Source organism: Micromonospora sp. DT231 (assembly GCF_049847025.1).
GTDB lineage: Bacteria > Actinomycetota > Actinomycetes > Mycobacteriales > Micromonosporaceae > Micromonospora.
In genome coordinates this window covers 103,161-124,313 of the sequence record NZ_JBNCNO010000017.1, presented here as the reverse complement: position 1 = coordinate 124,313, position 21,153 = coordinate 103,161, and the positions used below count along the sequence as shown (strand labels likewise).

The window sequence follows — 21,153 nt, the reverse complement described above, 5'->3', positions numbered from 1 at the left end:
TCAGCCCGCCGGGGCGATCCGCTCAGCCCGCCGGGGCGATCCGCTTCGCCATCTGCTGGGAGGTCACCTCGAAGCCCAGACTCCGGTAGAGCCCGATCGCGACGGCGTTCGTACCGAAGACGTTCAGGCCCAGCTCGGGCACCTCGAGCTGGGCGAGTTCGGCCTCGATGAGTTGGATCATCCGACGTGCGTAGCCGCGTCCCCGGTACGCGGGGTGCACCTCGATGTTCTGGATCCAGGCGTGCCTCGGGGCGTCCGGCGTCGGCAGGGTCACCCAGATCCAACCGACCTCGGCGTCGTCGACCCGGCCCAGCCGCAGCAGCGTCCGCTCGGTCGTCGCGCCCGCCGGCAGCGACCCCTGGATCTGGCTGACCGACCGCTCGAAGGCCGCCTCCGGGGTCAACCCCCGGTGCGCGACCAGGTCATCGGCGTACTCCTCCTCCAGGGGCACCAGCAGCCGGGTCAGGTCCTGCTCCGTCATCGGTGTCAGCGTCAACTCCACCGAATCCTCCCCTCCGTCGTCGACGGTGCCGAGTGCAGCAGATCCGACCCGGTTACGCCACCGGGTTCACCGGTGGGCGAGCGCGCGGATATCGGACCTGAGGGTGGGAACGAGGGGTCCGATTGCCGCCAGACCGGAAGGTCGGCACGGCCACATGATCGTTGGCATGACGACACTCAACGACAAGGTCGCCCTGGTGACCGGTGGCTCCCGCGGCATCGGGGCCGGCATCGCCCTGCGCCTGGCGCAGGACGGCGCCGACGTGGCGCTCACCTACCGACAGGACGCGGAGCGGGCCGCGACAGTGGTGCGGCAGATCGAGGCGCTGGGCCGGCGGGCGCTGGCCGTCCGGGCCGACGGCGCCGACCCGGGCGCCGTGCGGGACGCGGTCGACCGGGCGGCCGCCGACCTGGGTCGGCTGGACATCCTGGTGAACAACGCGGCGGTCTTCCTGGTCGGCGCCGTGGACGAACTGGGCACAGCCGAGGTCGAGCAGACGATCGCGGTGAACATCCGGGCCCCGTACGTCGCCGTGCAGGCCGCGCTGCGACACCTGGGCGAGGGCGGACGGATCATCAGCATCGGCAGCAACGTCGGTGAACGGGCCGTCTTTCCCGGGTTGGCGCTCTACTCGATGAGCAAGACCGCGCTGGTCGGGTTGACCCGGGGCCTGGCCCGGGAGCTGGGCCCCCGGGACATCACCGTCAACCTGGTAAATCCCGGCCCGACGGACACGGACGCCAACCCGGCGGACGGACCGAACGCGGCGGCCATCAGCGGCTTCACCGCCGTCGGCCGCTACGCTCGCCCCGCCGACATCGCCGCCACCGTCGCGCACCTGGCCAGCCCCGAGGCCGGGTACGTGACCGGTGCGGTGATCAATGTGGACGGCGGCTTCACGAGCTGAGGATCCCGGGCGGCGTCCTCCGCACACCCGGGCGCCGCCCGACCTCAACCATTCTTCGGATGGGAGGCGTTTCTCCTGGGCGAGGGGGTGGGCATGGTCGAGTCGTTCCACGAGTTCGTGGTGCACCGTTCGCCGGCTCTGTCGCGGACCGCGTACCTGCTCACGGGTGACCACCAGCTCGCCGAGGACCTGGTGCAGACCGCCCTGGCCCGGACCTACCGGCACTGGCGGCGCGTTCGCGACGGCAACCCCGAGGCGTACGTGCGGCGGGTCATGTACCACCAGCAGGTCTCCTGGTGGCGGCGTCGGCGGCTCGCCGAGCGGTTGGAGGCGGAACCCGCCGAGCAGGCCGACGTGGACCACAGCGAGGCGACGACGCTGCGAGTGACGCTGAACGCGGCGTTGGGCCAGCTCAGCCCACGCCAACGGGCGGTGATCGTGCTGCGCTACTACGAGGATCTGACCGAGGCCCAGGTCGCCGAGGTGCTGGGCTGCTCGATCGGCACCGTGAAGCGGCACGGCCACGACGGCCTGCGGCGGCTGCGGGCGATCGCTCCCGAGCTTGTCGACGCCGCGGCGGAGAGGAGCACCCGATGACCGCCCGACTCCGCGCCGCCCTCCGGTCCACCGCCGAGGACGTGCCGGCCTACCAGGTGTACGAGCGGGCCCTCGCCACCGCCCGCCGCGACCGTCGGCGTCGGCTGGCCGCCGCCACCGGGGCGCTGCTCGTGCTCGTGGTGGCCGGTGTGGCGCTGCCGTTGACGCGTACCCAGGCACCCGAGCCGGCCGCCACCGCGGATGCCGCGCTGCCCGACCGGATCGCCCTGCCCCCGATCGGCACGCTGCACGTCACCGACCGCCCCCGGCTCGGTCCCGCCTCGGTCATCTTCGACGGCCCGGCACCGCGTCTGCACGGGTGGAACGACGTGAACACCGTCGGTGTGGTCGACGCGGACTCCGACAGCTACCGGATCATGCGGATGGGCGGGGAGTCGTTGGCGGGCGAGTCGGTCCACCTCTCCCCGGACGGCCGACACCTGGCCCGTCCGCATGGAGACCAGGACGATCCGGGCGTCGACGTCGTCGACCTGGTCACCGGCCGGACCCGGCGGCTGACGTCGCCGGTCGACCGCAGTGTGTGGAGCTCACCTGTCGGCTGGTCCGCCGACGGCCTGTCGCTCGTGGTCCGCGACGACGTGCCGGTCGCGTTCCCCGGGGCCACGTACACCACGGTGCTGAGCGCGGTGACGGTTGGCGACCGGCGATGGACCAGGCTGGCCGCCACCGCCGAGGAGGCGCACGTCGGCGCGGTCGTCGCCGCCGCGCCGGGCCGGCTCGCCTACCAGTACGGCCGCACGGTCGCGGTGACCGACCTGGACGGCCGGGAGCAGTCCTCGTTCGCCCTGCCCGCCGAGACCTGGCTGGCCGGCAAGGGCGCGTGGCGTCCCGACGGCGCCGCGCTGACCCTGGCCACCCGCCGTCCCGAGACCGACGAGTGGACCCTGCGCCAGGTCGATCCCACCACCGGCCGCGACGTCGGGCCACTTCGCCTGCCCGCGGTGTCCGGGGTCGTCGCCATCCGGCTGCTCGGCTGGGCGCCGGACGGGTCGGCGCTCGTGGCGGCCTACGAGCCGGAGCCCCTCGCCCCCGAGCCACCGCTGGAGGAGCAGACGAACCCGCCGGCCACGAGCGACCAACAGGTACGCACCGTGCGGGTGCTGGCCCTGACACCCGACGCCACCGCGCCACGAACCGTCCTGACCGCACCGGACCAGGTGGTCGCCGTCGACGTCGCCGACCAGGTGATCCGCGGCGGACGCATCCGGGAGGCGCGACCACCCGGCGGGGTGGGTGGCCGGTTCTGGCTCTGGTCCGGACTCCTCACGGCGCTTGTCACCGTGGGCGTGCTGTACGCGGGCCGCCAACGGATCGCGCTGTGGCGCGACGATCGGCGGGTCAGACGGGCGCGCCGATCTGGCAGGTGAGGCGCTTGACTGGACCGCCTACGGTGCCGACCATGCCCCTTCGCGCGGCGCGCCTGCTGGTCTGGCCCTTCGCCGTGGCCGCGTTCGCCCTGCGGGTCTGCGCCGAGCTGTGGTTCAAGCCCCTGACCTGGCAGATCGATCCGAAGGGCGTCGCCTTCCTGACGTGGGTGGTCGTCCTGTCCGGCACGCTCCTGGTGCCGTGGGTCGGCTACCGCCTGTTGACCAGGAGCTACCGGCGGCCCGCGACCTGGCAGGTGGACGCGGAGCGGAACCGCTTCGTCGCGCCGGCGAGCCCGCGGTGGATGGGCCCCTGGGCGATGGTCCTCGGCTGGGTCGCGGCGGCCTTCGTACAGACCGAGCGGATTGCCGGCGAGGATCGCGCACAACTCGTCCAGATACCGGGGGTGCTGGCGCTGGCCATCGCTGTCCCGGCCGTCGTCCTGGGCGGTATCGCGCTCACCCTGCTGCTGAACCGGCCACGCCTCACCCTGAACCCCGATGGCATCACGGCACAGGGCCTTGTCAGTCGGACCTTCCTACCGTGGGATCGCCTGGTTCCCGGCGGACCGCCTCCCCCGCCCCGGAAGGCCGCGAACATCCCCCTGCTGCGGGTGCACCCGGTGCCGGGCAAGCCGCCCTACCCGTATCCGCTGGCGGCCGGACGACTGCACGTGGACCCGGGGTTCCTCGCGAACACGATTCGGCAGTACGTGGAGCACCCCGAGCACCGCACGGCCATCGGCACCCCAGGCGAGCTGGATCGGCTGCACGCCGCACTGACGTGACATCGTCCGCACCCTCAGCGGGGCGGATCCTCGCCGGTGAGCCCGTCCACCGACTCCCGGATCAGGTCGGCGTGACCGACGTGCCGGGCGTACTCCTCGATGAGGTCGACGAGGACCCGGCGCAGGCTCGGCACGCGACCGTCCGGCCACTCGCCGCGAGCCAACTGCTCCGGCCCGGCGTCGGTCAGCAGGTCGGCGACGGTGGCGCGGGAACGGGCCACCGCCTCCCGCCAGAGTGTGTAGAGCTGCTCCGGGGTGTCCTCGGCGGCGGAGTGCCATTCCCAGCCGGGGTTCGCGGCCCAGTCGACAGTCTCCCAGGGTGGCCCGGGTGAGCGCCCGGCCAGCTTCAGCGAGAAGTAGAGGTCCTCGACGAAGGCCAGGTGCTTGAGCAGCCCACCCAGGGTGATCGACGACGGGCCGAGCGTCGCCCGCAGACCGTCGGCGTCGAGCCCACCTGTCTTCCAGGCGAGAGTCGCGCGCTGGCGGTCCAGGGAACCCAACAGGGTGGCGGTCTCATCGCCCGCGATCGGCGGCTCGGGGTGACCGTGCTCGTCCGCGTTGGTCATGGTGGTCGAGGCTAACGAGCCGACCAGGGCCGGTCCATCCCGCGTCGACGCCTTTAGGATTCCCGGTGTGAGGCCACGGGCGATGCCGGACGAGATCCTCGTCGGGCTGTGGGACAGCGGCCCGTATGACTACGGGGCGTTGGAGTCGAGCTGGGTGTGCCTCCGCAGTGACGGCACCGGCTGGAGCGCGTGGGCCAACGCCGCTGGTGGCGCTTCGGTGAGCCAGTTGAGCTGGAATTGCACAGGGGACGACGAGTTGGAGTTGCGGTACCGCTGGACCGCCTCCGGCAGCGGTCGACCAGGCACGCCTCCCGAGTTGGTGGACATCGACGAGGCGGGCCCGGACGACACGCTGGTGCGGACCCGCTTCGCGGTTCACCGTGACACCCCACCGCTGGCGGAGTCGCCCGTCACCAGCCTCCATCTGGCCGCAGCCGTCGAGTCCGCGCATCACTTCGCGCTCGTCGCTCGGGACGAGACCCCGGCCGGACGTCAGGGCAGTTCGTAACCGGCTTCCTCGACTGCGGCCCGTACCTCGGCGATGTCGAGAGGTCGGACGCTCGTCACCGTGGCGGTGTCGGATTCGACGTCCACCGACACGGCGGTGACACCGGGAATCCGTTCGATCTGCTCGGTGACGAAGCCCGCACAGTGCCCGCAGGCCATGCCGATCACGCGATAGCTGCTGACGGTCATGCCGGCAACTGCCCCGGGTCGCCGGCCGGGACGGGGACGGCGCGGGTGAGCATGTGCGCCCGGCGCATCCGCCCGTCGGCAGCGAACTGCCCGAAGAAGTAGACGTCCACACTGCCCTCCCGCTTGGAGGTCTGGAAGTGCAGGGTGTAGCGGGCGGCGATCCGGTCCCCGTCGGCGATCGCCTCGTGCACCTCCCACCGGGCGCCGGTCTGGTGCTTGCGGGCCGGGCGGGTGTGCGCGATGAGCTTGGCGCGGTCCATCAGGTGCCCGTCGGCGACCTGCACAATGTCGGGCGTGTGATAGCGGTCCACGACCGTCGCCGGGTCCTCGTCGCCGCGAACCAGCTCGCTCATGAAAGAGGTGAAGAAGTTCGCGATGAACTCCTTCGGGCTGATGCCATCGAGACCGCCCATGTCACCACCGTCAGCTCGTAAACCAGCGAACCTTTACGGCTTGTAAAATATCGATCTCCGAAAACTTTGGCAAGGTGTAAAAGATGAGTGGTTCACCGGACCACAGGCGACGCGCCGACGCCCGGCGCAACAGCAGTGCCATCCTCGACGCGGCGATCCGAGTGCTCGACGCGCAGCCGGACGCCAGCCTCGACGCCATCGCCGGCGCCGCCGGCGTCACCCGGCAGACCGTCTACGCCCACTTCCCTTCCCGCGAGCACCTGATGGCGGCCGTCGTCCGGCGGATCACCGACGAGGCCGTCGCCGCGATGGACGCCGCCGAGCCGGACAACGGATCCGCCACCGACGCGCTGTTCCGCGTCCTCGAAGCCGGTGCACAGACCGCCGGACGCTATCCGGTCCTGATCCAGCAGATCGCGTCACTGCCGGCAAGTCCGCAGGTCGACGAGGAACGCCACGCGCCGGTCGCCGATCGGATCAACCGAGTGATCCGGCGCGGACAGGCGAGCGGCGAGTTCGACAATGGACTCCCGGCCGGGTGGCTCACCGCGATCACCATCAAGATCGGCCATACCGTGGGCGAGGAGGTCGACGCCGGCCGGATGCCCCGGGCCGAGGCCGCCGACGCGCTGCGTACCGTCCTGACCAAGCTGTTGCGACCCGGCGGATGACCATGGGTAGGCGCTAATGTGACGCGCAACGGCCGACCCGGGGAGGCACGGTGACGCAGCACCAACGGGGCCGGTGCCCCGTCTGCAAACGCCTGGTAGCCCTCACCGCTGAGGGAGAAGTCGCGCGGCACAACGGCACCATCCGCGCCTACGCCCCGCCCGAGGAGTGCCCCGGGGGTGGACAGCGAGCGGAATCCACCTGATGCGCGACACCCCCGCACGCTGATAGCGGGGGGAGGCGATGTCTGCGTCGATCAGTAGAGCCACCGGTCGAGCACTCCGGGCCAGTAGTGGGTTGCGTGGTCGCCGTCCCCGAACGCGGGCGGGTCAAGGTCCCTGATGCGTGTCAACAGGTCGGCGATCTCGGCGAGCGCCTGCTCTTCGGCCTCTCTGTCCTCGTCCCAGCGGTCGATGACGGTCGAGCTGGTCAGCCAGGTACCAACCAGGTGCAGCGAACACAGCCAGTGGATGATCGTCGAGTTGACGAACCCGGCGCTGCCGTCCGGCGACCATATTCGCACCTCGCCGGTCCCCGGCGCGGCACGGTACACCCAGCGCGGGTCGTCGGAGTACGCCATCCGGTACGTCGTCGGCTCCGGGTGGAACGACACCGCGCCGACGAGGTCATCGATCAGCGGTACACCACTGGAGATCAGCGCGGCCTTCTGCGGCTCGGGAAGCAGCCACCTCGCCACGTCCCGCTCGGTAGCACGCACCACCCGCCCGGTACCAGCCCAGGCCGTGACCGCTTCGAAGGCGGGAGGCAACGGATGATCACTAACGGGCACACCGACGAGGGTAGCTTCCAAGCGCCCCATGCCAACCTCGACGCGATGCGACAGGCGCTCGGGACGCTCGGCAGGAAGCTCTCGTAGACGCCGTTGCTGTCACCGCCCCGAGGAACGATTCTCTCGGGGCGGTTTCCGCTTGTGGTGAAGGGTGGGCGCGGCAGGTTTCGAACCTGCGACCCCTCGCTTGTAAGGCGAGTGCTCTCCCACTGAGCTACGCGCCCGGATCGCCCGTGCGGCGGGCCGGTGGCTGGCAAGCTTACCTTGCTCGCCGCCGGGCCCGGCGCACGGCGTACTCCGGTCAGCCGGTGACGTCGGCGATGGCCTTGCGCCAGCCCTGCTGGTCGCGGGCCTCGCCCGGCCCGTTCATCTCGGCGAAGCGGACCACGCCGGCCTTGTCGATGACGAAGGTGCCCCGGTTGGCGATGCCGGCGACGTCGTTGAAGACCCCGTACGCCTGGGCGACGCCACCGTGCGGCCAGAAGTCGGCGAGCATGGGGAACTGGTAGCCCTCCCGGTCGGCCCAGATCTTGTGGCTGTAGACCGAGTCGACGCTGACCGTCAACACCTGGACGTCGTCGTTCACGTACGCGTCGAGGTTGTCCCGCACCTCGCACAGCTCACCCTGGCAGGTGCCGGTGAAGGCGAGCGGGTAGAAGACCAGCAGGACGGAGCGCCTGCCCCGGAAGTCCGAGAGTCGGACCTCCTGGTTGTTCTGGTCCTTCAGGACGAAGTCCGGTGCCTCGGCACCAACCTCGATGGGCATGCGTGATCTCCTCGGGGGTCGAGTCGGGGAAACGGCGCCAGCCTGCCACCCGACGGTGCGGACCGCCGGGCCGGCGAAGCTGCGCGGGCTACTTCTTGGCCTTGGCCCCTCGGCGCAGCACCAGACGTGCGCCGCTCCAGTCCCGGCCGGCGTTGACGGTCGAGGTCTGCTGAAGGCCGGCGGTGGGCGCGGACTCCGCGACCTCGCTCGGCTCGACGTGCCCGTCACGCCCCGCCTTCGGGGTGAGGAGCCACACGACCCCGTTGTCGGCCAGCGGGCCGAGGGCATCGACGAGAAGTTCGAAAAGGTCACCGTCGCCGTCGCGGTACCAAACCAGCACCGCGTCGACCACCTCGTCGGTGTCCTCGTCGACCAGCTCTCCACAGCGGTCGGTCAGGGCGTCCCGGAGATCCTGGTCGACGTCGTCGTCGTACCCCATCTCCATGACGACCATCCCCGGTTCGATCCCGAACCGGTCCGCCAGGCTGCGTACCCCGTCGGCGGCCTGACCAGCGGTCGCGCTCACTGTCGCGTGCCTCCTCATCTCGTCCCTGCTCGCGGCGTCGTCGCGACGCCGTCAGGCAAAGTCCACACACTTGTGCGTCCGCGCGCAAGTGGCGCACCGGGTGGAACGGAATTTACCGTGCCAGCAGCGTACGGGCACCGTCGGTAATGGCTTCCGCGGAGACCAGAACATGACGTGCTGCCGGACCTAATGGTACAAACGAGTCAACTCCCGCCACGCGCCGCGCGGCTCCGACGTATCCGGCGTCGACCAGGGCGGCGATGACCCCCTCACCCACCCCGCCGGAGCGGCGCGTCTCGTCCACCACGAGCACCCGGCCGGTCGCCGAGGACTCCCGGATGATGTCGGCCACCGGCAGCGGCGCCAGCCAGCGCAGGTCCACCACCCGGGTGCCCACCCCCTCCTCGGCGAGGACCGCCGCGGCCCGCAGCGACATCCGTACCCCGTTACCGAAGGTGATGATGGTCAGGTCGTCGGCCGAGCCGACCCCGTAGACCCGGGCCCGGCCGATCGGCACGTGCCCGGAAACCCACGCGCCCGGCTCCGGGTAGCCGGCCAGCCACCCCCCGTCACCATCGGCGTACAGATCGCGGGTGTGGTAGAGCGCGATCGGCTCCACGAACACGCAGACGCTGCCGTCCACCGCCGCGCTGGCCAGGCAGGTCCGCAGCATGGGCGCCGCGTCGTCCGGCCGTGCCGGCACCGCGACCACCAGACCAGGCACATCCCGGAGTACGGCCACCGAGTTGTCGTTGTGGAAGTGCCCGCCGAACCCCTCCTGGTACGCCAGCCCGGCGACCCGGACCACCATCGGGTTGCGGAACGCCCCCCGCGAGAAGAACTGCATGGTGGCCGCCTCGCCGCGCAGTTGGTCCTCCGCGTTGTGCAGGTACGCCAGGTACTGGATCTCCGGCACCGGCAGCATCCCGGCCAACCCGGCGCCGAGGCCCAGCCCGAGAACCGACGTCTCGTCGAGCAACGTGTCGAAGACCCGCGCCGCCCCGAAACGGTCCCGCAGGCCCTTCGTCACCCCGTACACGCCGCCCTTGGCGGCCACGTCCTCGCCGAAGATCGCCATCTGCGGGTGGTCGAGCATCCCGTCGGCGAGCGCCGCGTTGATGCTCTGCGCCAGGGTCATCGGTCCGGCCAGCTCCGGCGGCTTGCCCCCGAACGCCTCCGCCCGAGCGCCGGCGCCCGGCCCACCGGCCCGCGCCGCGGCGTCGGCCACGGCCCGCGCCACCCGCACCGGACGGCGGGGCGCCAGCGCCGACACCACGTCGGCCGCGGAGGCCAGCTTCGGCTCGCCCAACACCTCCTCCGCCAGCCGGCGGACCTGCCAGCCGGTCTCGTCGTACCGGGCCAGCAGCTCCTCGCCGCTGGCCACGCCGGCGTCGACGAGCAGCCGCGCGGTGGCGGCCACCGGGTCCCGGTCCAGGTCCTCGGCCAGCTCGGCCGCGCCACGGTACGCCGACTCCGCGTCCGCCCCGGCGTGTCCCATCAGCCGTACCGTGCGCAGGTGCAGCACCGCCGGCCGCCGGTTACGGCGCACCCAGGCCGCGGCCTCCGCCGCCACCGCGTACGTCCGCACCGGGTCGGCCCCGTCCGCGCTGAAGTAGCGGATGCCCGGCCTGGACCCCAGGGTCGCCTCGACCCAGCCCTCCGGTGAGCGGACGCTGATGCCCAGCCCGTTGTCCTCGCACACGAAGAGCACCGGAATGCGCAGCCCGGCGTGGTCGTACCAGCCGGCCGTGTTGAACGCGGCGGTGGCGCTGGCGTGGTTGACCGAGGCGTCGCCGAAGGAGCACACCACGATCGCGTCCGGGGGCCACGGGGCGGCCGCGGCGCCCGCGCCACTGCCGACCCGCACCCCGACCCCGGTACGCCGCCCGACGCTGTCCAGCCGGCGCAACCGCTCCACGGCAAGTCCCATCCCGACCGCGCGGGGCAGGTGCGAGGCGATGGTGGAGGTGGTCGGCACGATGGCCAGATCGGCCCGGCCGAACACCTTGTGCCGGCCGCCGGCGATCGGTTCCTGTCTGGAGGCGACCATCCCGCGCAACACGTCCCGGGCCGCGTCCGCGTACGGCGCGAACCCGCCGGTGGGCGGCTCGGACCCGGCGGGCTCGAGGTCGGTCGGCTCGGAGTCGGTCAGCTGCTCGGGATCGATCGGCCGGCCCGGGTCGGTCAAGCGCTCGGTGAGCCGCTCGGCCGGTCGGTCGCTCTGCCGCTCGGTCGGCCGCTCGGGGTCGGGCGGCACGGACCCCGGCGGGCCGGACCCCGGCGGCACGGACCCGGGCGGCACGGACCCCGGCGGCACGGACCCCGGCGGCACGGACCCGGGCGGCTGCGGGTCGGCGGTCGATGCGGGGTCGGCGGCAGCCTGCGCGGCGCGGACGCAGTAGAAGGCGCCGGAGCGGTAGTGCAGCAGCGCCGGATCGGTGGGGCGCAGCGCGGCGGCGACCGCGGCGTTGCCCTCGTGCCCGGCCGAGCCGATCGTGTAGAAGCCCTCCCCGAAGCCGCGCAGCCAACGGCCGGCCAGGTCGAGCTGCCGGCTGGTCACCTGCGCGTCGAACAGGTCCAGCACCTGCGCGCCGGTCAGTGGGGCATCGTCGCTGACCGGGTCGGCGGGGTCACGCCGCCGCCCCGCGGCGGGCAGCGCGGCCAGCGTCTCCCGGAACCGGTCGTCGAGATCTTGCGGGGTCGTCACGTGGGACAGCATTACCGACGAGACCCTTTGTCGCCCAGTGGGACACGGCTGGCGCCTGTCGACTCACTCCGGCACGCAGGGCTCCGAACGGTCACCGTCGGACATCTTCCGGACCAGGTCACGAAGGGTGCTCAGCTCCCGATCGGTCAGCCCGGACAGGAGTCGGGAGTCGGACATCACCTCGGTCACCCGGTCCCGTTCGACGCGTCCCCGCTCGGTCACCACCAACGTCTTCTGCCGACGGTCCGCCGGGTCGGTGTGACGCTCGACCAGCCCGGCCTGCTCCAGCTTGTCGACAAGCACCGTCACGTTCGACCGGTCGCAGCCCAGTCGACCGGCGAGGTCACGGGCGGGCAGCGGGTGGTCCGGGTCCAGTTCGCGCAACGCTCGGGCCGTCGCCGGGGTGAGCCCCAACTCGGCGAACGCGGAGCCCTGCCGGTGACGCAGGACGTCGCTCGCGTGGGCCATCCGGCGCAGCACATCGGCGGCGAGACCAGCGCGATCCACCGGTCCACCTGCTGCCGAACCCACCTCCTGCGGCACGGCCACATCGTACGCAGTGCGCCGGTCGGGCCGCTCAGCGATCAGGTCCGGGCACCCGGCCGGACGGGCATCGCCGGTCGAGGACCAGCCGGCCGGATCACCCGTCGGACGGCGGACCGTCGGACGGCCGATCGGTGCGTAGCGGGTCAGGACGAATCGACAGCGTCGTCGGTGTTCGACTGCCGGCGACGAGCAGGGCCACTCGCCGTCACCTGTCGGCCACCGCGGCTCGCGAGGCTCCCAGAGTCACACAGATCGGACTCTGGGGAGGATTCGTGTCACTGTCCCGACGTACCATCCTGCTGTCCGGCGCCGCAATCGGCGCCGCAGGCGCGGTCACCGGGCTGCCGGCGGCGGCCGGTGCGGCGGCGAGCCGGCCGCTGGCCTACCCGTTCACCCTCGGTGTGGCCTCCGGCGACCCCGACCATGACGGGTTCGTGTTGTGGACCCGCCTGGCCCCGCAGCCACTGGCCGAGGACGGCCTCGGCGGCATGCCGGCCCGCGACGTGCCGGTCCACTGGGAGCTGGCCGCCGACGAGCGGTTCCGGCATGTGGTGCGCCGCGGCGTCGCCGTCGCCCGCACCCGCTCGGCGCACAGCGTGCACGTGGAGTTGGCCGGCCTGCTGCCCGGGCGCGAGTACTTCTACCGGTTCCGTGCCGAGCGTCACGTCTCGCCGACCGGACGCACCCGCACCGCCCCGGCACCGTGGAGCATGCCGGCCGCCCTGGCAATGGGCTTCGCCTCCTGCTCCCAGTACGAGCACGGCTACTTCACCGCCTACCGGCGGTTGGCCGAGACCGAGCCGGAGCTGATCCTGCACCTGGGCGACTACCAGTACGAGTACGCCCCGGACACGTACAACGTCCCCGCTGGCAACCCGCGTGACCACGAGGGACCGGAGACCCGGACGCTGGCCAACTACCGGCAGCGGCACGCCCAGTACAAGACCGACGCCGACCTGCAGGCCGCGCACGCGGTGGCGCCGTGGGCGGTGGTGTTCGACGACCACGAGGTGGAGAACAACTGGGCCGACGAGGTGCCCGAGGCGCCGGACCCGGAGTTCCCCGCGCGGCGGGCGGCGGCGTTCCAGGCGTACTACGAGAACATGCCGCTGCGGCGCACCTCGATCCCCCACGGCATCGACATGCAGCTCTACCGGCGGGTGCGCTGGGGAAGGCTCGCCACGTTCCACATGCTCGACACCCGGCAGTACCGCGACGACCAGGCCTGCGGCGACGGCTACCAGAACTGCGCGGCGGCATCCGACCCGGCCCGGTCGATCACCGGCGCCGAGCAGGAGGCGTGGCTGCTGGACGGCTTCCGCCGCTCGGACGCCCAGTGGGACATCCTGGGCCAGCAGGTCTTCTTCGCCCAGCGGGACAACAACGCCGGCCCGCTCACCGTCACCAGCATGGACGCCTGGGACGGCTACGTGGCCTCCCGGGACCGGATCACCCGAGGCTGGCTCGCCGCGGGGGTCCGCAACCCGGTGGTGCTGACCGGCGACGTGCACGCGCACTGGGCCAGCGATCTCAAGCTGGACTACGCCGACCCGACCTCGCGCACCGTCGGCACCGAACTGGTCTGCTCCTCGATCACCTCGACCGGTGACGGCGCGGACTCGGCGTCCGGCTCGCACCCGTGGTTCGCGTTCAACCCGCACCTGCGCTTCCAGAACAACCTGCGGGGGTACGTGCGCACCACGATCACCCCGGGACAGCTCACCGCCGACTTCGACGTGCTGCCGTACGTCAGCCGGCCGGGCGCGCCCGCGTACACCCGGGCCTCGTTCGTGATCGAGGACCGCGTGCCCGGCCTGCACCCGACGGCGGACAACCCGGTCCCGTCGGCGGTCCGCAGCGCTGCGCCCTACGCGGACCCGGGCCAGCAGACCGTCCAGCAGGAAACCGTCCGCCCGTAATCCCCGTCGAACGCCTCAAGATCCGCTCAACATCAGGGAAAGTGCTGCCTCGGCACGCGCTGAGGCAGCACTTTCGGGGATGTTGCGCGGATCTTGAGGCGGGACACCGGCCCAGGCAGCGGTCAGCCGGGGAGGAAGGAGAAGCGGACCTGGCGGGTGGGGTTGTCGCCGTTGGTGTCGACGAGGCAGATCGACTGCCACGTGCCCAGCGCCAGCCGTCCGCCGAGCACCGGCAGCGTGGCGTACGGCGGGACGAACGCCGGCAGCACGTGATCCCGACCGTGGCCGGGTGAGCCGTGCCGGTGTCGCCAGCGATCAGTCGTGGGCAGCAGGTCGTTCAGCGCGCTGAGCAGGTCGTCGTCGGAGCCCGAGCCGGTCTCGATGATCGCCAGGCCGGCCGTGGCGTGCGGCACGAAGACGTGCAGCAGGCCGTCGCCCTCCCCGGAGACGAACTGTTGGGCCTCCGCGGTGATGTCCCGGACGGTCGGCCGGGACCCGGTCTGGACGGTGATCACGTCGCTGCGCATACGTCGCATTCTGCCGCAGAGCGTTGTCAGTCACTGCCGCCACCGCCACCGGAGTCACCGCCGCCGGACCACCCGCCACCGGAGTCACCGCCGCTGGACGAGCCCCCGCCGGAGTCACCGCTGGACCAGCCCCAGCCGGACCAGCCGCCGCCGGAGTCGCTGCCGCCGACCGGTTCCGTACCGTCGAAGTTGTCGTGGTCGCCGTCGCGCTGGCGGTCGACGTGCCCGCTCCCGGCGTCCCCGGCGTCCCCGGCGGGCATCGGGTAGAAGGGGTACCCGGCCGCGCCGTCGGTGTCCGAGCGACGGCGGCGACGGCCGTCGCGGCCGCCCAGCCGGGCCGCGCGGCTCGTCTCCCGCAGCAGGACCACGCCGAACACGACCAGTAGGACCGCGAGGGCCAGCAGTCCCACCGTCGGCCAGTATTTGCCGGAGGCGAGGCGGACCGCCTGGATGACCAGGCCCACCACCCCCAAAACGATCATGCTGGCGGCAACCACGGCAGAACGTCGGTTCATGGTGCCGACGGTAGGAGTCCCGGTCAAACCGCTCAGATTTCGCCGGGCCGTCGCGTTAAGTTACCGGCGAGTACCTGTGTTCAGCATCGCGTCCGGGGGACCTAGACGTGACGAGGGGTGGCACCAGGGGGCAGGATGGCGCTAGAGACCTATCCCACACACAACCGAGGGAACGCCTGTGGCTACGGAACGCAAGCGCCCGGTGATCAGCGACGGCCTACCGAGCCAGCTTCCGGACATCGACCCTGAAGAGACAAGCGAATGGGTCGAGTCGCTTGACGGTGTCATCGACGAACGCGGCGCCAAACGCGCCCGCTACGTGATGCTGCGCCTGCTGGAGCGGGCCCGTGAGCGTCAGGTCGGGGTTCCGCCCCTGACCACCACCGACTACATCAACACCATCCCGTCGGAACGCGAACCGTGGTTCCCGGGCGACGAGCACGTCGAGCGGCGGATCCGGGCGTACGTCCGGTGGAACGCCGCCATGCTGGTGCACCGGGCGCAGCGCCCGGAGATCGGCGTCGGCGGGCACATCTCGACCTTCGCCAGCTCGGCGTCGCTCTACGAGGTGGGCTTCAACCACTTCTTCCGGGGCAAGAACCACCCGGGCGGCGGCGACCACATCTTCTACCAGGGCCACGCCTCCCCCGGCATGTACGCGCGGGCGTTCCTGGAGGGGCGGCTCAGCGAGCACCAGCTCGACGGGTTCCGCCAGGAGTTGTCGCACCCCGGCGGTGGGCTGCCGTCGTACCCGCACCCGCGGCTGATGCCGGACTTCTGGGAGTTCCCCACCGTCTCGATGGGTCTCGGCGGTCTGAACGCGATCTACCAGGCCCGGTTCAACAGGTACCTGCAGCACCGCGGCATCAAGGACACCTCGCAGCAGCACGTCTGGGCGTTCCTCGGCGACGGCGAGATGGACGAGCCGGAGACGCTTGGCGCCATCGGCGTGGCCGCCCGCGAGGAGCTCGACAACCTCACCTTCGTGATCAACTGCAACCTCCAGCGGCTGGACGGGCCGGTCCGGGGCAACGGCAAGGTCATGCAGGAGTTGGAGGCGTTCTTCCGGGGTGCCGGCTGGAACGTCATCAAGGTGGTCTGGGGCCGTGAGTGGGACCCGCTGCTCGCCGCGGACACCGACGGCGCGCTCGTCAACCTCATGAACACCACGACCGACGGTGACTACCAGACCTACAAGGCCGAGTCGGGCGCGTACGTGCGGGAGCACTTCTTCGGCCGCGACGCACGGACCCGCAAGATGGTCGACCCGCTGAGTGACGACGAGATCTGGAACCTCAAGCGGGGTGGGCACGACTACCGCAAGCTCTACGCGGCCTACAAGGCGGCCACCGAGCACACCGGTCAGCCCACGGTCATCCTGGCGAAGACGATCAAGGGCTGGACCCTCGGCTCGCACTTCGAGGGCCGCAACGCGACCCACCAGATGAAGAAGCTGACGCTGGAGGACCTGAAGACCTTCCGCGATCGCCTCTACCTGGACATCCCGGACAAGGCGCTGGAGGACAACCCCTACCTGCCGCCGTACTACAACCCGGGTGAGAAGTCCGACGAGATCCAGTACCTGAAGGAGCGGCGCGAGCAGCTCGGCGGCTACCTGCCGTCCCGGCGGACCAGCACCAAGCGGCTGACCATCCCCGGCCCGGAGCGGTTCGCCGACATCAAGCGCGGCTCGGGCAAGCAGAAGGTGGCCACCACCCAGGCCTTCGTCCGTCTGCTCAAGGACGTGATGAAGGACAAGGAGTTCGGCAAGCGGTGGGTGCCGATCATCCCGGACGAGGCCCGCACCTTCGGTCTCGACTCGATCTTCCCGACCGCGAAGATCTACTCGCCGCACGGCCAGCGCTACACCTCTGTCGACCGGGAGCTGTTCCTGTCGTACAAGGAGTCGACCACCGGGCAGATCCTGCACGAGGGGATCAACGAGGCCGGCTCGGTCGCCTCGTTCACCGCCGCGGGTTCGGCGTACGCCACGCACGACGAGCCGATGATCCCGATGTACATCTTCTACTCGATGTTCGGGTTCCAGCGGACCGCCGACGGGCTCTGGGCGGCAGCCGACCAGATGGCGCGGGGCTTCCTGCTCGGCGCGACCGCCGGTCGGACCACGCTCAACGGTGAGGGCCTCCAGCACGAGGACGGGCACTCGCTGCTGATCGCCGCGACCAACCCGGCCGTGGTGGCGTACGACCCGGCGTTCGCGTACGAGATCGCGCACATCCTGGAGCAGGGTCTGCACCGGATGTACGGGGACGCGCAGGAGAACGTCTTCTACTACCTGACGGTCTACAACGAGCCGACGTTGCAGCCGGCCGAGCCGGCCGACGTGGACGTGGAGGGCCTGCTCAAGGGCATCTACCGCTACTCGCCGGCACCGCAGGTGGACGGTCCGAAGGCCAACCTGCTCGCCTCGGGCACCGGCATGCAGTGGGCGCTCAAGGCCCAGCAGTTGCTCGCCCAGGACTGGGGGGTGGCCGCAAACGTCTGGTCGGTGACCTCCTGGACCGAGCTGCGCCGCGACGCGGTGGAGACCGAGGAATACAACCTGCTCAACCCGGGCGCCGAGGCGAAGGTGCCGTACATCCAGCAGAAGCTGGCCGACGCGGACGGGCCGAAGGTCGCGGTCAGCGACTTCATGCGCGCGGTGCCGGACCTGATCGCCCGCTGGGTACCCGGCGACTACACGTCGCTCGGCACCGACGGTTTCGGCATGTCGGACACCCGGCACGCGCTGCGCCGGCACTTCCACGTCGACGCGGAGTCGATCGTGGTGGCCACGCTGCGACAGCTCGCGCGCAGCGGTGCGGTGGCGGCCAGCGTGCCGGCCGAGGCCGCGAAGAAGTACGCGATCGACGACGTCAACGCCGCCCCGGTGGGCGAGACCGGCGGCGACAGCTAGTCACACGCGAACAGAAGGGCCCGGCGCACAGGCGCCGGGCCCTTCTCGGTGTACGGAGCGGCGGTGGTCCGGGGTCCCTGGCCGGGATCCGGACCACCGCCGTCGCGGGTGGCGCCGGGAGGATGGGCGCTCGTCAGCCGACGGCGGCCAGGTCGGTGAGCCGGGCCAGCGAGTCCTCCAGGTCGGCGCCGACCCGACGCAGTCCGAGGCGCAGCATTGCCGCCTTGACCGGGCCGGCCGGCCAGCGGACCACGATGAGTCGCACGATGGTCCCGCCCTCCTCCTCGTCGGTGGTGAGCTGGACGTAGATCTCGGTGCGCGCCTCCGCCCGAGCACCGGCGCCCTTGGCCCGTTCCCGCCAGCCGATGAGCGTCGGCTCCTGGTAGGCGATCACCTCGGCCTCGTGCGCCGAGCCGCGCCCCGCCTGGACCAGTTGTCGCCGGCCGAAGCCCTCTCCCGAGAGCACTTCGGCCGCGCGGACGCCTGCCAGCCAGGCCGGCAACTGCTCCGCCCGCTGTACGACATCCCAGACCACTTCAATTGGCGCCGCCACGTGCGCACTGCGTTCAACGAGGATCATTTCCGTCTTTCCTCCGGTGAGGACATCCCACGATATCGGCACTCTATGCGCTAAATCGGACTTACCTGGACGGGTTCGGAAAAAGACACGCCGATCAACCATTGCGGATTGCGCCAAGCCGGCCTATGGCGCATTGATGGAGAGCGCCCTAAAGTCCCGAACACGTTTCACGTTGACCGGGAGGGCGCATGTCGACCGCACCGATGCCGGAGACCGCACCGATGCCGGAGTTCCCCGCCGGCTTCCGCTGGGGCGTCTCCACCTCGGCCCACCAGATCGAGGGCGCCGCCACGGCCGACGGGCGCGCGGCGTCCATCTGGGACACGTTCGCGCGCTCCCCCGGACGGATCAGCGACGGCAGCAGCGGCGAGGTCGCCTGCGACCACTACCACCGCCACACCGAGGACGTCGCGCTGATGGCCGGCCTCGGCGTCGACGCGTACCGGTTCTCCATCGCCTGGCCCCGGGTGCGGCCCACCGGCACCGGCCCGGCCAACCCGGCCGGCCTGGACTTCTACGACCGACTGGTGGACGAGTTGCTGGCCGCCGGCATCGACCCGGTGGCGACCCTCTACCACTGGGACCTGCCGCAACCCCTCGAAGACGCAGGTGGCTGGCTGCACCGCGACACCGCGGCCCGCTTCGCCGAGTACGCCGATCTGACCGCCGCGCGACTCGGCGACCGGGTCCGGCTCTGGATCACCCTGAACGAGCCGTTCATCCACATGAGCCTCGGGTACGGCATGGGCGAGCACGCTCCCGGCCGGACGCTGCTCTTCGACGCCTTTCCGGCCGCCCACCACCAACTGCTCGGGCACGGGCTCGCGGTCGCCGCGCTGCGGGCCCGCACCAGCAGCCCGGTGGCGATCGCCAACAACTACTCACCGGTGCGGGTGCTCGGTGACCGCGACGCCGACCGGGCCGCCGGGGCGGCGTACGAGGCGCTGCACAACCGGCTCTTCACCGACCCGCTGCTCGGCCGCGGCTACCCGGAGCTGCCCGGCCTCGACGCGAACGTCGTCCGCCCCGGCGACCTGGACACCATCGCCGCGCCGATCGACGTGCTCGGGGTCAACTACTACAACCCCACAGGTGTACGGGCCGCCGAGGAGGGTTCGCCACTGCCGTTCGACCTGGTGCCGCTGGACGGCTACCCACGGACCGCCTTCGACTGGCCGGTGGCCCCCGACGGGCTGCACGAGCTGCTCGGCTGGCTCCGCGACACCTACGGCGACGCCCTGCCACCCATCGAGATCACCGAGGGCGGCTGCGCGTACGACGACGCGCCGGACGCGAGCGGGCAGGTGGCCGATCCGGAGCGGATCGCGTACCTGGACGGGCACCTGCGGGCGGTTCGGGCCGCCATCGACGACGGGGTGGACGTCCGTGGCTACTTCGTCTGGTCGCTGCTGGACAACTGGGAGTGGGCCGAGGGATTCACCAAGCGCTTCGGCCTGGTGCACGTCGACTACGCCACCCAGACGCGGACGCCGAAGTCGTCGTACACCTGGTTGCGGGACCTGATCGCGGCCTCCCGGGACGGGTCGGCGCGGTGACCACCCTCGACCCGACGCCGGCGTCGCTGCCGGCCGCGCTCGCCGAGCCGACCGTGCCGGTGCGGCGCGGCTGGATCGGTCTGATCTTCGCGGCCAACCTCGGGGTCTGGATGGCGTTCTTCACGCCCATCCAGGTGCTGCTGCCGCAACAGATCGAGCAGATCGCGCCCGGCAACAAGGAGAACATGCTGGCGGTGGTCACCGGCCTCGGCGCCCTGGCCGCGGTGCTCGCCAACCCCCTCGCGGGCGCGTTCTCCGACCGGACCTGCCTGCGGGTGGCGGGCCGGGAGTTCGGCCGTCGGCACGTCTGGACGGCGGGCGGCGCACTGCTCGGCGCGGTGGCCCTGGTGCTGCTGGCCCACCAGCGGACCATCCTGGGGGTGGCCCTCGGCTGGGTGGCCGCGCAGGTCTGCTTCAACGCGATGCTGGCCAGCCTCAGCGCGGCCATCCCGGACCGGGTGCCGGTGACGCAGCGCGGCGGTGTCTCGGGTTGGGTGGGCATTCCGCAGGCGCTCGGGCTGGTGCTCGGCGCGGTGCTGGTCACCGCTGTGGTCACCGGCAACGGGGCCGGCTACCTGGCCATCGCGGTGGCCATCCTGGTGCTGTCGCTGCCGTTCGCGCTGCTCACCCCCGACGAACCACTGCCACGTACGCATCGGCCCGTGCTGCGCACCCGGGCGCTGCTGGCCTCGATGTGGATCAGCCCGCGCCGGCACCCCGACTTCGCCTGGGCCTGGATCACCCGGTTCCTGGTGCAGCTCGGCAACGCGCTGGGCACCCTCTACCTGCTGTACTTCCTCACCGACGGGGTGCGCCACCCCGACCCCGAGGGCGGGCTGCTGGTGCTGATCCTGCTCTACACGCTCGGCATGATGCTGACCGCCGTGGTCGCCGGCCGGCTGTCGGACCGCTCCGGCCGCCGCAAGATCTACGTCATCGCGTCCGGGCTGATCATGGCGGTGGCGGCGCTGTTGCTCGCGGTCGCGCCGGTCTGGCCGATGGCGATCGTCGCCGCGCTGCTGCTCGGCGCCGGCTACGGCGTGTACCTCGCGGTGGACGCCGCGTTGATCACCCAGGTGCTGCCCCGAGCCACCGACCGGGCCAAGGACCTCGGTGTCATAAACATCGCCAACTCCGCGCCGCAGGTGCTCGGTCCGGCCCTGTCCGCCCCGCTCGTGGTGTACCTGGGCGGCTACCCCACGCTCTACGCGGTCACCGCCGTGGTCACCCTGATCGGCAGCGCCCTGGTGGTGAAGATCCGCTCGGTGCCGTGAGTCAGGG

The 21,153-nt window shown here is 71.5% G+C and carries 22 protein-coding genes and 1 tRNA gene; 10 read left to right on the top strand and 13 right to left on the bottom strand.

The annotated features are described in order from the left end of the window. Positions 1-22: 22 nt before the first annotated feature. Positions 23-481 (bottom strand): GNAT family N-acetyltransferase, encoded by a 459-nt coding sequence (locus tag ACPXBU_RS31360; protein ID WP_425760970.1) that lies wholly within the window; start codon positions 479-481, stop codon positions 23-25. A gap of 187 nt (positions 482-668) precedes the next feature. Between ACPXBU_RS31360 and ACPXBU_RS31355 the strand changes: the two genes are divergently transcribed. From ACPXBU_RS31355 to ACPXBU_RS31340, 4 genes are all read left to right on the top strand, one after another. Then, entirely contained in the window at positions 669-1,409 is a 741-nt protein-coding gene (locus ACPXBU_RS31355; protein WP_425760969.1) for an SDR family NAD(P)-dependent oxidoreductase, read from the top strand. A 93-nt stretch (positions 1,410-1,502) separates the two neighbouring features. Further along, positions 1,503-2,006 carry a SigE family RNA polymerase sigma factor gene (locus ACPXBU_RS31350; protein WP_425760968.1) on the top strand — a complete coding sequence of 168 codons (504 nt, stop codon included), beginning with the start codon at positions 1,503-1,505 and terminating at the stop codon, positions 2,004-2,006. Continuing rightward, positions 2,003-3,394, top strand: a complete 1,392-nt coding sequence (locus ACPXBU_RS31345; protein ID WP_425760967.1) for a hypothetical protein — start codon at positions 2,003-2,005, stop codon at positions 3,392-3,394. The genes ACPXBU_RS31350 and ACPXBU_RS31345 overlap by 4 nt, the downstream gene beginning before the upstream one ends. A 32-nt stretch (positions 3,395-3,426) precedes the next feature. Then, positions 3,427-4,179, top strand: a complete 753-nt coding sequence (locus ACPXBU_RS31340; protein WP_425760966.1) for a hypothetical protein — start codon at positions 3,427-3,429, stop codon at positions 4,177-4,179. A 14-nt stretch (positions 4,180-4,193) separates the two neighbouring features. Here the strand turns inward: ACPXBU_RS31340 and ACPXBU_RS31335 are convergent, their stop codons facing one another. Further along, positions 4,194-4,745 carry a DinB family protein gene (locus ACPXBU_RS31335; protein WP_393363975.1) on the bottom strand — a complete coding sequence of 184 codons (552 nt, stop codon included), beginning with the start codon at positions 4,743-4,745 and terminating at the stop codon, positions 4,194-4,196. Between the two features lie 67 nt (positions 4,746-4,812). Between ACPXBU_RS31335 and ACPXBU_RS31330 the strand changes: the two genes are divergently transcribed. Then, a complete protein-coding gene (locus ACPXBU_RS31330; RefSeq protein WP_425760965.1) occupies positions 4,813-5,253 on the top strand; it encodes a hypothetical protein in 441 nt (146 codons plus the stop codon). On the opposite strand, the gene ACPXBU_RS31325 is transcribed toward ACPXBU_RS31330, so the two are convergent. Next, on the bottom strand, positions 5,238-5,441 hold the full coding sequence (locus ACPXBU_RS31325; protein WP_425760964.1) for a heavy-metal-associated domain-containing protein: 204 nt from the start codon (positions 5,439-5,441) through the stop codon (positions 5,238-5,240). The two genes, ACPXBU_RS31330 and ACPXBU_RS31325, sit on opposite strands and share 16 nt — an antisense overlap. Then, positions 5,438-5,854 carry a nuclear transport factor 2 family protein gene (locus tag ACPXBU_RS31320; protein WP_425760963.1) on the bottom strand — a complete coding sequence of 139 codons (417 nt, stop codon included), beginning with the start codon at positions 5,852-5,854 and terminating at the stop codon, positions 5,438-5,440. Before ACPXBU_RS31320 ends, ACPXBU_RS31325 begins: the two co-directional genes overlap by 4 nt. 83 nt (positions 5,855-5,937) lie before the next feature. Here ACPXBU_RS31320 and ACPXBU_RS31315 point away from each other — a divergent pair, with 83 nt between their 5' ends. Then, the gene (locus tag ACPXBU_RS31315; RefSeq protein ID WP_425760962.1) at positions 5,938-6,525 is read left to right on the top strand and encodes a TetR/AcrR family transcriptional regulator; all 588 of its coding nucleotides are present in this window, start codon (positions 5,938-5,940) and stop codon (positions 6,523-6,525) included. A gap of 254 nt (positions 6,526-6,779) precedes the next feature. Here ACPXBU_RS31315 and ACPXBU_RS31310 read toward each other — a convergent pair whose 3' ends face one another. The 6 genes from ACPXBU_RS31310 to ACPXBU_RS31285 all read right to left on the bottom strand — a co-directional run bounded on the left by ACPXBU_RS31310 (position 6,780) and on the right by ACPXBU_RS31285 (position 11,780). Beyond that, entirely contained in the window at positions 6,780-7,343 is a 564-nt protein-coding gene (locus ACPXBU_RS31310) for an SUKH-4 family immunity protein (protein WP_425760961.1), read from the bottom strand. Between the two features lie 122 nt (positions 7,344-7,465). Next, a tRNA-Val gene (locus tag ACPXBU_RS31305) sits at positions 7,466-7,537 on the bottom strand. A 77-nt stretch (positions 7,538-7,614) separates the two neighbouring features. Then, positions 7,615-8,079, bottom strand: a complete 465-nt coding sequence (locus tag ACPXBU_RS31300) for a peroxiredoxin (RefSeq protein ID WP_393363986.1) — start codon at positions 8,077-8,079, stop codon at positions 7,615-7,617. An 88-nt stretch (positions 8,080-8,167) separates the two neighbouring features. After that, a complete protein-coding gene (locus tag ACPXBU_RS31295; RefSeq protein WP_110565654.1) occupies positions 8,168-8,605 on the bottom strand; it encodes a DUF3052 domain-containing protein in 438 nt (145 codons plus the stop codon). 112 nt (positions 8,606-8,717) lie between these two features. Continuing rightward, on the bottom strand, positions 8,718-11,324 hold the full coding sequence (locus ACPXBU_RS31290) for a thiamine pyrophosphate-dependent enzyme (RefSeq protein ID WP_425760960.1): 2,607 nt from the start codon (positions 11,322-11,324) through the stop codon (positions 8,718-8,720). 51 nt (positions 11,325-11,375) lie between these two features. Next, positions 11,376-11,780 (bottom strand): MarR family winged helix-turn-helix transcriptional regulator, encoded by a 405-nt coding sequence (locus ACPXBU_RS31285; RefSeq protein WP_425760990.1) that lies wholly within the window; start codon positions 11,778-11,780, stop codon positions 11,376-11,378. A gap of 350 nt (positions 11,781-12,130) precedes the next feature. Here ACPXBU_RS31285 and ACPXBU_RS31280 point away from each other — a divergent pair, with 350 nt between their 5' ends. Further along, entirely contained in the window at positions 12,131-13,777 is a 1,647-nt protein-coding gene (locus ACPXBU_RS31280; protein ID WP_425760959.1) for an alkaline phosphatase D family protein, read from the top strand. A gap of 122 nt (positions 13,778-13,899) precedes the next feature. On the opposite strand, the gene ACPXBU_RS31275 is transcribed toward ACPXBU_RS31280, so the two are convergent. Both ACPXBU_RS31275 and ACPXBU_RS31270 read right to left on the bottom strand, forming a co-directional pair. Then, positions 13,900-14,304: a YjbQ family protein gene (locus tag ACPXBU_RS31275; protein ID WP_393321419.1), complete on the bottom strand. Its 405-nt coding sequence runs from the start codon at positions 14,302-14,304 to the stop codon at positions 13,900-13,902. Positions 14,305-14,330: 26 nt separating this feature from the next. Next, a complete protein-coding gene (locus ACPXBU_RS31270; RefSeq protein ID WP_425760958.1) occupies positions 14,331-14,819 on the bottom strand; it encodes a hypothetical protein in 489 nt (162 codons plus the stop codon). 178 nt (positions 14,820-14,997) lie between these two features. Here ACPXBU_RS31270 and aceE point away from each other — a divergent pair, with 178 nt between their 5' ends. Then, on the top strand, positions 14,998-17,736 hold the full coding sequence (gene aceE / locus ACPXBU_RS31265; protein WP_425760957.1) for a pyruvate dehydrogenase (acetyl-transferring), homodimeric type: 2,739 nt from the start codon (positions 14,998-15,000) through the stop codon (positions 17,734-17,736). A 133-nt stretch (positions 17,737-17,869) separates the two neighbouring features. Here the strand turns inward: aceE and ACPXBU_RS31260 are convergent, their stop codons facing one another. Further along, the gene (locus ACPXBU_RS31260) at positions 17,870-18,316 is read right to left on the bottom strand and encodes an SRPBCC family protein (RefSeq protein ID WP_393363997.1); all 447 of its coding nucleotides are present in this window, start codon (positions 18,314-18,316) and stop codon (positions 17,870-17,872) included. Positions 18,317-18,504: 188 nt separating this feature from the next. Between ACPXBU_RS31260 and ACPXBU_RS31255 the strand changes: the two genes are divergently transcribed. Together ACPXBU_RS31255 and ACPXBU_RS31250 are read left to right on the top strand one after the other, a co-directional pair. After that, positions 18,505-19,872 (top strand): GH1 family beta-glucosidase, encoded by a 1,368-nt coding sequence (locus ACPXBU_RS31255; protein WP_425760956.1) that lies wholly within the window; start codon positions 18,505-18,507, stop codon positions 19,870-19,872. Next, complete coding sequence (locus tag ACPXBU_RS31250; RefSeq protein ID WP_425760955.1) at positions 19,869-21,146, top strand: MFS transporter; 1,278 nt, start codon at positions 19,869-19,871, stop codon at positions 21,144-21,146. Before ACPXBU_RS31255 ends, ACPXBU_RS31250 begins: the two co-directional genes overlap by 4 nt. Positions 21,147-21,153: the final 7 nt, after the last annotated feature.